The 13,908-nt window shown below is 66.6% G+C and carries 14 protein-coding genes; 9 read left to right on the top strand and 5 right to left on the bottom strand.

Features of this window, described 5'->3' with window-relative positions; genetic code table 11:
• The first annotated feature begins 1 nt into the window (after position 1).
• The 4 genes from MAAFP003_RS24335 to MAAFP003_RS24320 are packed head-to-tail and all read left to right on the top strand — an operon-like array spanning position 2 to position 3,517.
• Positions 2–1,468 (top strand): aldehyde dehydrogenase, encoded by a 1,467-nt coding sequence (locus MAAFP003_RS24335; protein WP_096290211.1) that lies wholly within the window; start codon positions 2–4, stop codon positions 1,466–1,468.
• A 19-nt stretch (positions 1,469–1,487) separates the two neighbouring features.
• On the top strand, positions 1,488–2,237 hold the full coding sequence (locus MAAFP003_RS24330) for an SDR family oxidoreductase (RefSeq protein ID WP_096290210.1): 750 nt from the start codon (positions 1,488–1,490) through the stop codon (positions 2,235–2,237).
• Positions 2,234–3,088 carry an NAD(P)-dependent oxidoreductase gene (locus tag MAAFP003_RS24325; RefSeq protein WP_096290209.1) on the top strand — a complete coding sequence of 285 codons (855 nt, stop codon included), beginning with the start codon at positions 2,234–2,236 and terminating at the stop codon, positions 3,086–3,088. The genes MAAFP003_RS24330 and MAAFP003_RS24325 overlap by 4 nt, the downstream gene beginning before the upstream one ends.
• The gene (locus tag MAAFP003_RS24320) at positions 3,089–3,517 is read left to right on the top strand and encodes a carboxymuconolactone decarboxylase family protein (RefSeq protein WP_096290208.1); all 429 of its coding nucleotides are present in this window, start codon (positions 3,089–3,091) and stop codon (positions 3,515–3,517) included. It abuts the gene before it with no gap.
• A 9-nt stretch (positions 3,518–3,526) separates the two neighbouring features.
• Here the strand turns inward: MAAFP003_RS24320 and MAAFP003_RS24315 are convergent, their stop codons facing one another.
• On the bottom strand, positions 3,527–4,621 hold the full coding sequence (locus MAAFP003_RS24315; RefSeq protein WP_096290207.1) for an aldo/keto reductase: 1,095 nt from the start codon (positions 4,619–4,621) through the stop codon (positions 3,527–3,529).
• A 72-nt stretch (positions 4,622–4,693) separates the two neighbouring features.
• Here MAAFP003_RS24315 and MAAFP003_RS24310 point away from each other — a divergent pair, with 72 nt between their 5' ends.
• A complete protein-coding gene (locus tag MAAFP003_RS24310) occupies positions 4,694–5,101 on the top strand; it encodes a MarR family winged helix-turn-helix transcriptional regulator (RefSeq protein WP_096290206.1) in 408 nt (135 codons plus the stop codon).
• A 25-nt stretch (positions 5,102–5,126) separates the two neighbouring features.
• Entirely contained in the window at positions 5,127–6,395 is a 1,269-nt protein-coding gene (gene purD / locus MAAFP003_RS24305; protein ID WP_096290205.1) for a phosphoribosylamine--glycine ligase, read from the top strand.
• Here purD and MAAFP003_RS24300 read toward each other — a convergent pair.
• Both MAAFP003_RS24300 and MAAFP003_RS24295 read right to left on the bottom strand, forming a co-directional pair.
• Entirely contained in the window at positions 6,392–7,975 is a 1,584-nt protein-coding gene (locus MAAFP003_RS24300; protein WP_096290204.1) for a gamma-glutamyltransferase family protein, read from the bottom strand. The genes purD and MAAFP003_RS24300 overlap by 4 nt on opposite strands.
• A gap of 19 nt (positions 7,976–7,994) precedes the next feature.
• Positions 7,995–8,909 carry an alpha/beta hydrolase-fold protein gene (locus tag MAAFP003_RS24295; protein WP_096290203.1) on the bottom strand — a complete coding sequence of 305 codons (915 nt, stop codon included), beginning with the start codon at positions 8,907–8,909 and terminating at the stop codon, positions 7,995–7,997.
• Positions 8,910–8,982: 73 nt separating this feature from the next.
• Here MAAFP003_RS24295 and MAAFP003_RS24290 point away from each other — a divergent pair, with 73 nt between their 5' ends.
• Positions 8,983–9,600, top strand: a complete 618-nt coding sequence (locus MAAFP003_RS24290; protein WP_036471656.1) for a TetR/AcrR family transcriptional regulator — start codon at positions 8,983–8,985, stop codon at positions 9,598–9,600.
• 2 nt (positions 9,601–9,602) lie between these two features.
• Here the strand turns inward: MAAFP003_RS24290 and MAAFP003_RS24285 are convergent, their stop codons facing one another.
• A complete protein-coding gene (locus MAAFP003_RS24285) occupies positions 9,603–10,349 on the bottom strand; it encodes a DUF429 domain-containing protein (protein WP_096290202.1) in 747 nt (248 codons plus the stop codon).
• A gap of 190 nt (positions 10,350–10,539) precedes the next feature.
• Here MAAFP003_RS24285 and purB point away from each other — a divergent pair, with 190 nt between their 5' ends.
• Both purB and MAAFP003_RS24275 read left to right on the top strand, forming a co-directional pair.
• Positions 10,540–11,958, top strand: a complete 1,419-nt coding sequence (purB, locus tag MAAFP003_RS24280) for an adenylosuccinate lyase (RefSeq protein ID WP_096290201.1) — start codon at positions 10,540–10,542, stop codon at positions 11,956–11,958.
• Positions 11,955–13,214, top strand: a complete 1,260-nt coding sequence (locus tag MAAFP003_RS24275; protein WP_096290200.1) for a cytochrome P450 — start codon at positions 11,955–11,957, stop codon at positions 13,212–13,214. Before purB ends, MAAFP003_RS24275 begins: the two co-directional genes overlap by 4 nt.
• Positions 13,215–13,263: 49 nt before the next feature.
• Here the strand turns inward: MAAFP003_RS24275 and MAAFP003_RS24270 are convergent, their stop codons facing one another.
• Complete coding sequence (locus MAAFP003_RS24270) at positions 13,264–13,884, bottom strand: hypothetical protein (protein WP_096290199.1); 621 nt, start codon at positions 13,882–13,884, stop codon at positions 13,264–13,266.
• Positions 13,885–13,908: the final 24 nt, after the last annotated feature.

The following is a 13,908-nucleotide window of genomic DNA, read 5'->3' as shown; positions in this document are numbered from 1 at the left end:
GATGGCCTTGTTGGCCGACGGCGTGAGTGAACTCTTCATCGACGGCAAGATGTCGCCTGGCGGAGCCGGTACCTTCCCGACGATCAATCCGGCGACGGAGGAAGTGCTGGGCGTCGCGGCGGACGCCGACACCGACGACATGAGCCGCGCGATCGATGCCGCGCGCCGCGCCTTCGACGAGACGGACTGGTCGCGCGACACCGAGCTGCGCGTGCGGTGTGTGCGCCAGCTGCGCGAGGCGATGCAGCAGCATCTTGAAGAGCTGCGCGACATGACCATCGCCGAGGTCGGCGCGCCGCGTATGCTTACCGCGATCGCGCAGCTCGAAGTCCCGGTCAACGACCTGGCGTTCGCGGCCGATACTGCCGAATCCTATGAGTACAACCAGGATCTCGGCGAGGCCAAGCCGATGGGTATCCCCACCCGGCGCACCATCGCGCGCGAGGCAGTCGGGGTCGTCGGTGCCATCACGCCGTGGAACTTTCCGCACCAGATCAACCTCGCCAAGATCGGGCCAGCCCTGGCGGCCGGCAATACCGTCGTCCTGAAGCCGGCTCCTGACACTCCTTGGTGTGCCGCCGTATTGGGCGAGCTGATCGCCGAGCACACCGACTTCCCCGCGGGTGTGATCAACGTCGTCACCTCCAGCGACCACAGTGTGGGTGCGATGTTGTCCAAAGACCCTCGGGTGGACATGGTTTCGTTCACCGGATCGACGGCCACCGGCCGCGCCGTGATGGCCGACGGCGCCGCGACCATCAAGAGGGTTTTCCTCGAACTGGGCGGCAAGTCGGCGTTCATCGTCCTTGACGACGCCGACCTGGCCGGAGCGGTGGGGGTGGCGGGCTTCTCGGTGTGCATGCACGCCGGCCAAGGCTGCGCGATCACCACTCGTCTGGTGGTACCGCGGGCCAAGTACGACGAAGCCGTCTCCATCGCGGCTGCGACGATGGGCGGTATCAAAGCCGGCGATCCCACCGACCCCGGAACCATCTGCGGGCCGGTGATTTCCGCGCGTCAGCGGGATCGGATCCAGGGTTACCTCGACTCGGCGATCGCCGAGGGCGGGACGTTCGCCTGCGGAGGCGGCCGCCCGGCCGACCGCGAGGTTGGCTTCTTCATCGAGCCCACCCTGATCGCCGGTCTGGGCAACGACGCCCGCGTCGCACGCGAGGAGATCTTTGGACCGGTCCTGACGGTGATCGCGCACGATGGTGACGACGACGCCGTGCGTATAGCCAACGACTCGCCCTACGGGTTGTCGGGCACCGTGTTCGGCGCCGATCCGGAGCGGGCCGCCCGGGCTGCCGCGCGGGTGCGCGCCGGAACCATCAATGTCAATGGCGGCGTGTGGTATTCGGCCGATGCGCCGTTCGGCGGGTACAAGCAATCCGGGAACGGCCGCGAAATGGGTCTGGCCGGGTTCGAGGAGTACTTGGAAACCAAGACGATTGCGACAGCGGTTTAACCAGAGGAGCTTGAAGAACATGAGATTTGAGAACAAGGTCGCCATCGTCACCGGATCGGGCGGTGGCATTGGTCAGGCCTACGTCGAGGCGCTGGCCCGTGAGGGAGCGGCCGTGGTTGTTGCGGACATCAACGTGGCGGGTGCCGAGAAGGGGGCCGACGGGGTTAAGGGGGAGGGCGGCACCGCGCCGGCCCTGCCCGTCGACGTGTCGGATCCGGCGTCTGCCAAGGAGATGGCCGACCGCACCCTGGCCGAGTTCGGCGGCATCGACTACCTGGTGAACAACGCGGCGATCTTCGGCGGCATGAAGCTCGACTTCCTGATCACCGTCGACCCTGAGTACTACAAGAAGTTCATGAGCGTGAACCTCGACGGTGCGCTGTGGTGCACCCGCGCGGTCTACAAGAAGATGGCCAAACGTGGCGGCGGAGCAATCGTCAACCAGTCGTCCACCGCAGCCTGGCTGTACTCGAACTTCTACGGGTTGGCCAAGGTCGGAATCAACGGACTCACCCAGCAGCTGGCCACCGAACTCGGGGGCCAGAATATTCGGATCAACGCCATCGCGCCGGGTCCGATCGACACCGAGGCCAACCGGTCCACCACGCCGCAGGAGATGGTTGCCGACATCATCAAGGGAATTCCCTTGTCGCGCATGGGACAGCCGGAGGATCTCGTCGGCATGTGCCTGTTCCTGCTATCGGACGAGGCGTCCTGGATCACCGGGCAGATCTTCAACGTCGACGGCGGACAGATCTTCCGGTCATGACCGATCTCAGGCTGGGGTACATCGGGCTGGGGAACATGGGCGCGCCGATGGCCACGAAGATGACCGAATGGCCTGGCGGGGTGACGGTTTACGACATCCGCACCGAGGCGATGACGCCACTGGTCGAGAAGGGTGCCGGCATCGCCGACAGCGTCGCCGACATCGCGGCCGCCGACATCATCCACATCACCGTGCTCAACGACGCCCAGGTGCGTGAGGTCGTCGCGGAGTTGGCCGCACATGCCAAGCCGGGTACCGTCATTGCAATCCATTCGACGATCAGCGACACCACCGCTGTAGAGCTGGCGGCCGAACTCAAACCGCAGGGCATTCATATCGTCGACGCGCCCGTCAGCGGCGGGGCGGCCGCCGCGGCGGAAGGCAAGCTCGCCACGATGGTGGGCGCCGATCGCGAGGTATACGAGCGGATCAAACCGGCGTTCAAGCACTGGGCGGCGATGGTCGTCCATGCCGGCGAGCCGGGTGCGGGCACCCGAATGAAGCTGGCGCGCAACATGTTGACGTTCACCTCGTACGTCGCGGCCTGCGAGGCGATGAAACTCGCCGAGGCGGCGGGGCTGGATCTGCAGACGCTGGGCCGGGTGGTCCGCCACACCGACGCGCTCACCAGTGGCCCCGGCGCGATCATGGTGCGCGAAGACATGAAAGACCTTGAGCCGGGCAACTTCCTGTACGAGCCCTTCCTGCACACTCGCGGGCTCGGCGAGAAGGACTTGAGCCTGGCGTTGGCCCTCGGAGAATCCGTGTCCGTCGACCTGCCGCTGGCCCAGTTGGCGTATGAGGGGTTGGCCGCCGGCCTCGGGGTGCCGCACACAGAGAAAGAGACGTAAATGGACGAACTGCGCCGCAAGGGCCTCGAAAAAATGAACGAGGTCTACGGGTGGGAGATGCCCAACATCGAGGGCGACGCTTACTTCGACCTGACAGTTGATCATCTGTTCGGCGACATCTGGAACCGGCCCGGCCTGTCGATGCGAGACAAGCGCATCATGACGTTGACGGCGGTGACCGCGGTTGGCAGCCGCGACCTGGCCGAGATCCAGATCAACGCGGCACTGCTCAACGGCGAACTCAGCGAGGACGAGCTCAAGGAGATGGCCGTTTTCCTCACCCACTACCTCGGCTTTCCGCTGGGCTCCGCGCTCAACGGCGCGGTATCGGCCGTCGTCGCAAAGCGCAAGAAGGCCGCGGCCAAGGGTGCCGGCGAGGACAAGAAGGCCAACGTGGACGCCGCGCTGAAGATGCACTCGGGCGACTGACCCGCTTACTCAGTACGGCTGGCCACCTTCGGGCATCACGTATTCGGAGGGCGCTCCGTAGACACCGTTGACCGTGGTTCCGCCTTGGATGATCCCTGGCGCCATGTCCATCATGCCTTGCGGGAAACCGAGTCTCGGCTTGGTCAGTTTGGTCAACCGAGTCAGTTCGTCATCGGTGAGGTCCACGTCGACCGCGCGGACATTGTCGTCGAGCTGCGAGAGTCTGCGTGCCCCAATGATGATCGACGAGACGGCGGGCTGTGCGCCCACCCACGCCAGCGCGACACTGGCAACGTTGGTCTCGTGCGCCTGGGCGATGGCCTCGAGTTCGTCGATCAGCGCGTAGGTCTTGTCGTTGAGGAATGCACCAACCATCGCACCGCGATCGGCGTTGTGCTGTCCCGCGTTTTGCCGGGTGTACTTGCCGCTGAGCACGCCGCCCTTCAGCGGTGACCACGGCGTGATGCCCAGGCCGAATTCGCCGGCCATCGGCACCAGTTCCTGTTCGATCGTGCGTTCCAGCAGCGAGTACTCGACCTGCAGGCCGATGAATGACGACCAGCCGCGGAACTTGGCGATCAGGTTGGCTTCGACGATCTTCCACGCCGGGGTGTCCGACACCCCGATGTAGCGGACCTTGCCGGCCGCGACGAGATCGTCCAGCGCTCCCATCGTCTCCTCGATGGGGGTGTTGACGTCCCACATGTGCAGCCAGTACAGGTCGATGTAGTCGGTCTGCAAGCGCCGCAACGAGTTTTCGCAGGCATTGATCAGCGATTTGCGGCCCGCGCCACCACCATTGGGGTCACCGGGGTACAGATTGCCGCTGAACTTCGTCGCGATCACCAGGCGATCGCGCCGCGCCGCGTGGCGTCCGACGTGGTCGCCGATGATTTTTTCGGAGTGGCTGCGGGTGTAGAAGTTGGCGGTGTCGATGAAGTTGCCGCCGAGTTCGGTGTAGCGATCGATGATCTGCTGCGACTCTTCCACGCTGGTACCCCAGCCGAGGTCTTCACCGAACGTCATCGCGCCCAGGCACAGGGGGCTGACGCGCAAGCCGGACCGTCCGAGTGTCACGTATTGATCCAGAGGCATGATGGCCACTCCTGGTAGATTGTTCGCTTATGAGATTGTTCATTACCAAACTAGTTCACAGCTGAACGATCTGGCAAGTCGATGTCTGCGGTTGATGCGGCCAAGATCTGGTCACTGAACTATCGGGTACTGCTCTCGGTCATATCGTGCGCCGAGGCCGACATCTGTGCGCTGGGGCTGGAGTCCAAAGAGCTGTTCCTGCTCGCCGAGATCGACGAACATCCCTACCCGGCCGAGTTGGCAGCCGCGCTGAGCATGCCCAAGGCGACGGTGACGTTGTACCTGAAGCGACTCGAGGCCGCCGGGTTCGTGCGCCGGGAGATCGACCCGGCGGATTTGCGCCGCCATCGGCTGCTGCTCACCCCGGCCGGGCGCCAAGCTGCCGCGAAAGGGTTGGCGTTGCTGTCCGCCGAGTTCAACAAGCGCCTTGGGCGCCTGACGGCAACGCAGCAAAAGGACCTCAAAAACCTGCTCGAGAGGATCCTGTAACGCCGTGCCGCTAGTCTGACCTGTCGTGCGCGTTCTGGTGATCGGCTCCGGTGCCCGTGAACATGCCCTGCTGCTGGCTCTCAGTAGAGATCCGCAGGTCACGGGGCTGGCCATCGCTCCCGGCAATGCCGGCACCGGCAGGTTGGCCGAGCAGCACGATGTCGACATCACCTCCGGTGCGGACGTCGTCGCGCTGGCCCGCGAGGTCGGTGCCGACCTTGTCGTCATCGGACCTGAGGTGCCGCTGGTGCTCGGGGTCGCCGACGCCGTGCGCGCCGCCGGCATCGCCTGCTTCGGCCCCAGCAAGGACGCGGCTCGCATCGAGGGATCGAAGGCGTTCGCCAAGGAGGTCATGGCGGCCGCCGGGGTGCGGACCGCTTCGAGCGAAATCGTGGACAATCCGGCGCATTTGGACGCGGCCCTCGGTCGCTTCGGGCCGCCCGCGGGTGACCGGGCCTGGGTGGTCAAGGACGATGCCCTGGCAGCCGGTAAGGGCGTGGTAGTCACGCCCGATCGCGACGTCGCCCGCGCCCATGGCGCGAGCTTGCTCGAGTCCGGTCATCCCGTGTTGCTGGAGTCCTTCCTCGACGGGCCCGAGGTTTCGCTGTTCTGTGTGGTCGACGGCGAGACGGTGGTGCCGTTGCTGCCGGCGCAGGATTTCAAGCGGGTGGGCGACGGCGACGCCGGCCCGAACACCGGTGGCATGGGTGCCTATGCGCCGTTGCCGTGGCTGTCCGCCGATGTGTGCCGCGACATCGTCAGCGGGATCGTCGAACCCGTTGCGGCCGAGATGGTTCGGCGCGGTTGCCCGTTCTCCGGACTGCTGTATGTCGGCCTCGCGATCACTGCCAAGGGGCCAGCGGTGGTCGAATTCAACTGCCGCTTCGGCGATCCGGAGACCCAGGCGGTGTTGGCCCTGCTGGAGTCACCACTCGGGCAGCTGCTGCACGCCGCCAGTACCGGTGCGCTGGCCGGCTTCGGTGAGTTGCGCTGGAAAGACGGTGCGGCCGTGACCGTGGTGCTGGCTGCCGAGAACTATCCCGGGCGCCCGCGAGTCGGCGACGTCATCACCGGATCCGAAGCCGACGGCGTGCTCCATGCCGGCACAGCGCGGCGCGATGACGGCGCGATCGTCTCGTCGGGCGGACGGGTGCTGTCGGTGGTCGGCACCGGCGCCGACCTGACCGGCGCACGCGCGGCGGCATACCGGATCCTGGACTCAATTCGGTTGCCGGGCAGCCATTTCCGGACCGATATCGGGTTGTTGGCCCAAGAGGGCAAAATCCACGTCTAGAACGCGGTGGCTTGCCCGTCCCGGCGTGGGTCACTGGCCGCGAGATACCCGTCGTCGAGGCGCCAGATCGCCTGGCAGCTGCCGAAGGCGTTGTAGTCGTCGACGGTGAGCAGGTCGTGTCCGCGCCGGCGCAACTCGTCGAGTGCCGCCGGTGGGAAGGCCGGCTCGCAGGCCACCTGCATGCCCTGCAACCAGCGGAACCGCGGGCCGTCGCAGGCCGCCTGCGGATTCTGGCCGTAATCGGCGATGCGGACCAACACCTGCACGTGGCCCTGGGGCTGCATCGGACCCCCCATGACCCCGAAGCTCATGACCGGCGCGCCGTCCTTGGTGACGAAGCCCGGAATGATCGTCTGGTACGGCCGCTTGTTCGGCCCGACTTGGTTCGGATGTCCCTGATTTGCAACGAAACCCGCTCCGCGGTTCTGCAGTGAGATGCCGGTGCCCCTCACCACCACGCCGGAGCCGAACCCCATGTAGTTCGACTGGATCATCGACACCATCACCCCCGATGCGTCGGCCGCGGTGAGATAGACGGTGCCTCCCGCCGGGGTGCCCGCCGATGCGGGCTGGGCCTGATCGCGGTCGATCAGCGCGGCCCGCTGCTTGAGGTACTCGGCGTCCAGCAGGTCCTCGGGGGGCATCGCCATGTGGTCGATGTCGGAGACGTAGGCCTGCGCGTCCGCGAAGGCCAGCTTGAGCGCTTCGATCTGCAGATGCAGGCTGTCGGCGGAATCGACTGGCAGCGAGGACATCTCGAAGTGCGCAAGGATTCCGAGCGCGATCAACGCCACGATGCCCTGGCAGTTGGGCGGTATCTCGTGGACGGTGTAGCCGCGATAGGTTCCGGAAATCGTGCCGACCCAGTCGGCGCGGTGGGCGGCGAGGTCGCCGGCCCGCAATACCCCGCCGTGCGCCGTCGCGTGCGCTTCGAGTTGGGCCGCCAGGTCGCCGCGGTAGAACGCCTCACCGCTGGTCGCGGCGATCTTTTCCAGTGTTGCCGAGTGCTCGGGAAGACGCACGCGCTCACCGGGTTTCGGCGCCCGCCCATCGGGCAGGAACGTCTCGGCGAAGCCCGGCTGCGATTCGAACGTCGGGACCTGTGCGGCCCATTGCTGCGCGATCGTAGGTGACACTGCGAACCCGTTGCGGCCGTAGGAGATCGCCGGCTCGAAGAGGCGCTCGAACGGGAGTTTGCCGAACTTGGCGTGCAACTCGACCCAGGCCGACACCGCTCCCGGCACGGTCACCGAATTCCAGCCCAGCACGGGAACACCTTTGCCGCCGAAGTACTCCGGGGTCCATGCGGCCGGCGAGCGACCGGATGCGTTCAGTCCGTGTAACTGCTTGCCGTCCCAGACGATGGCGAAGGCGTCTGAGCCGATGCCGTTGGAGACCGGCTCCACCACGGTCAGCGTGATCGCGGTGGCAATCGCCGCGTCGGCGGCACTGCCGCCCTCGGCGAGCATCCGAAGACCGGCTTGGGCGGCGAGCGGTTGCGACGTGCACACGACGTTCGACCCCAGAACGGGCTTGCGCGGCCAGGAGTAGGGGAAGTTCCAGTCGAACGGCGTGCTCACGTCCGCGAGGGTAGCGCGCCTACGCCGTCAGCAGCGGTGCCATCCAGGTCAGTTCGGCCGGTAGCTGCGAACTCCAGAACGTGGGATTGTGCCCGCCGGGCGAGAAACCACCTGCGGGCGGGTGGGGCAACTGAGCGATGAACTGCTTGGTCGCGTCGTAGAAGGGATCACTGTCGCCGCAGTCGATCCGGATCGGAATGGAGGCCAGCGCCGGCATTCCGAACACCGAATTCGCCGCGAAGTCGTCGGGTCCGTCGAAAGCGCCGGGTGCGGCCGCGCCGGATGACATCCACAACGCCGGGCTCACCGCGCAGATCGCCGCGGTGCGCGCCGGTCCGAGCCGGCCGCCGAGCAGCAGCGCGCCGTAGCCGCCCATCGACCAGCCCAGGAATGCCACCCGCGAGGTGTCCAGCCGCTGGCTGTCCAGCATCGGAATCAGCTCGTCCAGCACCATCGCACCGGAGTCTTCGCCCGACGACCGCTTGTGCCAGTAGCCGCCCCCGCCGTCGACGGCGACGACCGCGAACGGCGGCAGCCCCGCGTTGACGGCCTGCGCCAGACCCTGCTCGACACCGCCGGCCATGACCGTGGCCGCATCACTGCCCTTGCCGTGCAGGGCGATAACCGGACGCAGTGCCTTGGTCTGTCCCGGTGGCCGGGCGATCGCCCAGTTCGTCGATATCCCGCCCCGCGCCGCGGAGGTGAAAGCACCCGTTGTCATCGTCGGCGCCGGGTCCCCGGCAGGGGCCGGTTCCAGCGGCGCGGTCGACGGCGCCAACGGAACCTGCGTGCTGGCGCTCGAAACCGGGATGCTGCGAGTTGTCCTGGTGTGTAATAGGTTGTCGAGCGCAAACGCGCCCGCTGCTCCTATAGCCGCGCTGGCACCAAGACTGAGCACCGCGCGACGGCTCAAGTCGGGCATGCGGGCCATCATGCCATGCCGGTCTGGCGGGCCGTTTAGCGGAAATGGCAATGCAGTACCACTTTGACTGGCACGATGGCTACTCGTGACTGCAGCGGTTACTCCGAAAGGAGAACGTCGACGGTATGCGCTAGTGAGCGCTGCCGCCGAGCTGCTTGCCGAAGGAGGGTTCGAAGCGGTGCGGCACCGGGCGGTCGCACAGCGTGCCGGTCTGCCCCTGGCGTCCACCACTTATTACTTCTCGTCCCTGGACGATTTGATCGCGCGCGCGGTCGAACACATCGCGATGATCGAGGTTGCCCAGCTGCGAGCGCGAGTCAACGCGCTGTCCCGCCGGCGCCGCGGACCCGAGACCACCGCCGAAGTACTGGTCGACCTCTTGGTGGGCGACCTGTCCGATCAGACCCTCGTCGAGCAGCTGATTTCGCGATACGAGCGCAACATCGCCTGCACCCGCCTGACCGCGTTGCGCGAAACCATGCGCCGCAGCCTGCGCCAGCGTGCCGATGCCGTCGCCGAGGCGATCGAGCGATCCGGCCGAGCCGTGCGAATCGAGCTGATCTGCACCCTGATCTGCGCGGTCGACGGCTCAGTGGTCTCCGCCCTGGTCGAGGGGCGCGATCCGCGGACCGCGGCGATGGGAACGGTGATCGACATCATCGATGTGCTGGCACCCATCGACGAGCGACCGGTGCGGATCTGACGTTACTGCCTGGTCAGGTCGGCAGGCAGGGACGGCGTGACGATGTATCCGCTGGCCGAGTCCCCGTAAATCGTGACGCGGGTCGGGCAACGCTGGGCGTATAGCGCTACATAGGCGCAGATCACGGCGTCGACCGGGTCTTCGGCACGACGCAGCTCGCTCTTGCGCTGCGCGCCGGTCACCTGTTCGCGCAGCGCGACCCAGTCGGGGTGATCGGCGACGCGTATCGGCACGTCGGTGTCGGCAAGCCGCTCGACCCCGTCCATCAGCAACAGCAACTCGGATTTCAGCCGCTCGAGGGTGCGGCCGGGTTTGGCCTTGTATTTCAGGGTCCGCTCCAGCCGGAACAACGCCACGGTCGCCGCATGCGGATATACCTCGAGTGCGCGCCGGACGGTGGCGGAGTGTGGATCCATGTCGAGGCTCATCGCCTCGGCCAGCCGCGCCGCGCGGGGCCCATTGGCGAATTCGGGTTTTCCGGTGTTGGCCGGGTGGGCGCCCGCTTCGAATCTGCGGAAGTCGCGGTTGAGCGCCGTCTCGGCCGGGCGCTGACCAGTGGGGTTGTTCACCACCAGCGGTGCGTCGAAGCCGACGGCGCAATCGCCCCGCACGTACGGGCGCAGTGCCGTCAGGATTTCGCCGTCGTCGCGTACCGCACCGGCGCTGACCAGGCAACCGTCGGAGTCGACGACGGCGATACCGGTGGGATTGCGGATGCCCCACGCGAGGTCGACGCCGAGGAAATGCATCGGGACAGGTTATGCGGTAAGCGCTCGTCGCATCGGTGTGTTGTCGGAGCGACGTCCCGTGTGCCCGCCTAAGAGCGACAACGTGGAGATTTGTCAGGGTGACGATCAAATTGTCGCTCGGAGGCGGGCACTTTGGGTCCTGCCGAAGCGAAGAACCATGCCGGCTGTGCCGACCGTAAGCTGTGTGCTTGTGAGCATTCCGAATGTGCTGGCCGCCCGGTACGCCAGTGCCGAGATGGTCGGGATCTGGTCGCCGGAGGCCAAGGTCGTCGCGGAGCGGCGGCTGTGGCTGGCCGTGTTGCGGGCTCAGTCCGAACTCGGTGTTCCCGTGCCCGCGGAAGCGGTCGCCGACTACGAGCGAGTGCTCGAGGACGTGGACCTGGCGTCGATCGCGGCCCGCGAACGGGTGCTGCGGCACGACGTCAAGGCCCGCATCGAGGAATTCAACGCGCTGGCCGGTCACGAGCATGTGCACAAGGGGATGACCAGTCGCGATCTGACCGAGAACGTCGAGCAGCTGCAGATCCGGCGGTCGCTGGAACTGGTTTTCTCCCACGGGGTGGCGGTGGTCGCGCGGCTCGCCGAGCGGGCGGTTCTGTATCGCGATCTGGTGATGGCCGGACGCAGCCACAACGTCGCCGCGCAGGCCACCACGCTGGGCAAGCGGTTCGCATCCGCGGCCCAGGAGACGATGGTCGCGTTGACCAGGCTGCGCGAGTTGATCGATCGTTACCCGCTGCGCGGGATCAAGGGGCCGATGGGCACCTCGCAGGACATGCTCGACCTGCTCGACGGCGACTCGGTCAAGCTGAGTGACCTCGAGCGTCGCATTGCTGAGTTCCTCGGTTTTGCAACGGTTTTGACCAGCGTCGGGCAGGTTTATCCGCGGTCGCTGGACCACGATGTGCTCTCCGCGCTGGTGCAGCTGGGTGCCGGCCCGTCGTCGCTGGCCCACACCATCCGGCTGATGGCGGGACACGAACTCGTGACCGAAGGGTTCGCGGAGGGGCAGGTTGGTTCCTCGGCGATGCCGCACAAGATGAACACCCGCAGCTGCGAACGGGTCAACGGGCTGCAGGTAGTGCTGCGCGGATATGCCTCGATGGCCGCCGAGCTGGCTGGCGCGCAGTGGAACGAGGGCGACGTCTTCTGCTCGGTGGTACGCCGAGTTGCCTTGCCGGACAGCTTCTTTGCCATCGACGGCCAAATCGAGACGTTCTTGACGGTGCTCGACGAGTTCGGCGCCTACCCCGCCGTGATCGAGCGGGAGCTGGATCGCTACCTGCCGTTCCTGGCCACCACCAAGGTGTTGATCGCGGCGGTGCGGGCCGGGATGGGCCGCGAGGCCGCGCATCACGTGATCCGCGAACACGCGGTGGCAACGGCATTGGCGATGCGGGAACGCGGCGCCGAGCCCGATCTGCTGGACCGGTTGGCCGCCGACGAGCGACTGCCGCTGGATCGCGCGGCGCTCGACGCGGCGCTGGCCGACAAGAAAGCCTTCACCGGCGCCGCCGCAGATCAGGTCGATGAGGTTGCCGCAATAGTCGATTCGCTGGTGGGTCGCTACCCGGACGCGGCCAAATATGCTCCGGGTGCAATCCTGTGACCCTCGCCGGCGCGCTCTCGGGGGTCGACTTCACCGATCTGGATAACTTCGCCAACGGTTTCCCGCACGAGTTGTTCGCCGTGCACCGCCGCGAGGCGCCGGTCTATTGGCATCAGCCGACCGACAACACCCCGGACGGCGAGGGCTTTTGGTCCGTTGCGACGTACGCGGAAACCCTTGCTGTGCTGAAGGATCCGGTGACGTACTCATCGGTGACCGGCGGGGCGCGGCCGTTCGGCGGTACGCTGTTGCAGGACCTGTCCATCGCGGGCCAGGTGCTCAACATGATGGACGACCCGCGGCATTCCCAGATCCGGCGGCTGGTCAGCTCCGGGCTGACGCCGCGGATGATCCGTCGCGTCGAAGATGATCTGCGGGCTCGGGCCCGACGGCTGCTGGACGACGTGGTGCCCGGCGAACCGTTCGACTTCCTCGTCGACATCGCGGCCGAACTGCCGATGCAGATGATCTGCATCCTGCTGGGAGTGCCTGAATCCGAACGACATTGGCTGTTCGAGGCCATCGAGCCGCAGTTCGACTTCGGCGGCTCGCGCAAGGCTTCGCTTTCGCAGTTGTCTCCCACCGAAAGAGACGCCGCAGCCGGGTCGCGGATGTACAACTACGGCCAGGAGCTGATCGCCTCGAAACGCGCCGAACCGACCGACGACATGCTGTCGGTGGTCGCCAACGCGACGGTCGACGAGGTGGACGGGCCGGCCCCGTCGGATCTCGAGGTGTATCTGTTCTTCAGCCTGCTGTTCAGCGCCGGCGCGGAGACGACCCGCAACGCGGTGGCGGGCGGACTGCTCTCGCTGGCCGAACATCCGGACCAATTGCGGGCGCTGCGTGCCGATTTCGGCCTGTTGCCGACGGCGGTCGAGGAGATGGTGCGCTGGACATCACCGTCGCCCTCGAAGCGGCGCACCGCCACCCGTGACGCCGTGCTCGGCGGGCAGTCGATCGAAGCCGGGCAGAAGGTACAGATCTGGGAGGGCTCGGCGAATCGCGACGACATGGTCTTCGACCGGGCAGACGAGTTCGATATCGCCCGAAAACCCAATCCGCACCTGGGTTTCGGTCAGGGCGTGCACTACTGCCTGGGGGCCAACCTGGCGCGCCTGGAGTTGCGTGTCCTGTACGAAGAGCTGCTGTCGCGCTTCGGCGCCGTGCGAGTGGTGGCGCCCGTGGAATGGACCCGGAGCAACCGCCACACCGGTATCCGGCATTTGGTCGTGGAACTACTCGAGGAATCGTGAGGTTGCGGCTCGCTGACGTCGAGCCGTCAGCCCGTTGTATTCGCCGCAGCTAGTGCCCGCGAATCGTGATTCCCGCCGAGCGCAGTTCCAGTGCGGCCAGCGCGCGGATCGTGAACGGATCCTGGTGACGCCAGCCGCCGACGGGATCCGCACTGACGCCGGCCAATTTCGCCGGCGAGCGATTGGTCAGTGCCCGCAGTGCCAGCAACTCCTCGCCGGCCGGGGTGGCGGCCAGGGCCGTCACGGTCAATTTGCGCCGGAAGAACCGAAGCCGCAGGTAAAGCCATGGCACGGCCGCGATGAGCACAGGGGGAGCGATCACGGCCAGTGCCAGCAGCACCGCGAGCCAGCTGGCCGTGGTGTCCAGGTCGTGGACCGCGTTGGCGATGTCGAGGGCGGCCTGGCTTGCCGAGGTGAGTGGCTTGCTGACATTGTCGCCGACAACCGGAATGTGTTGTGCGCCATGCCCCGCGGAGGCCAGGTTCCCCGCGATGCTGTGGGTGCCGTCTTCGACTTGGCGGCCGGCGTCGGCGATCGTCGAGATGGCGTCGTAGACGGCGGTGCCGATGAGCAACCAGATCGCCGTCCACACGACGATGACCGCGTCGCTGAACAGCTGGGCCAGCAATCGGCCGGGCGTGGTGGCATAGGGCAGAAAGCGCGATCTCATACCTCGATCCCAGCACAGCTCCGG

Origin of the sequence: Mycobacterium ahvazicum (assembly GCF_900176255.2) — a bacterium.
GTDB lineage: Bacteria > Actinomycetota > Actinomycetes > Mycobacteriales > Mycobacteriaceae > Mycobacterium > Mycobacterium ahvazicum.
Note: the sequence above shows the minus strand (reverse complement) of the source record. Positions and strands in the feature narration are given on the sequence as shown.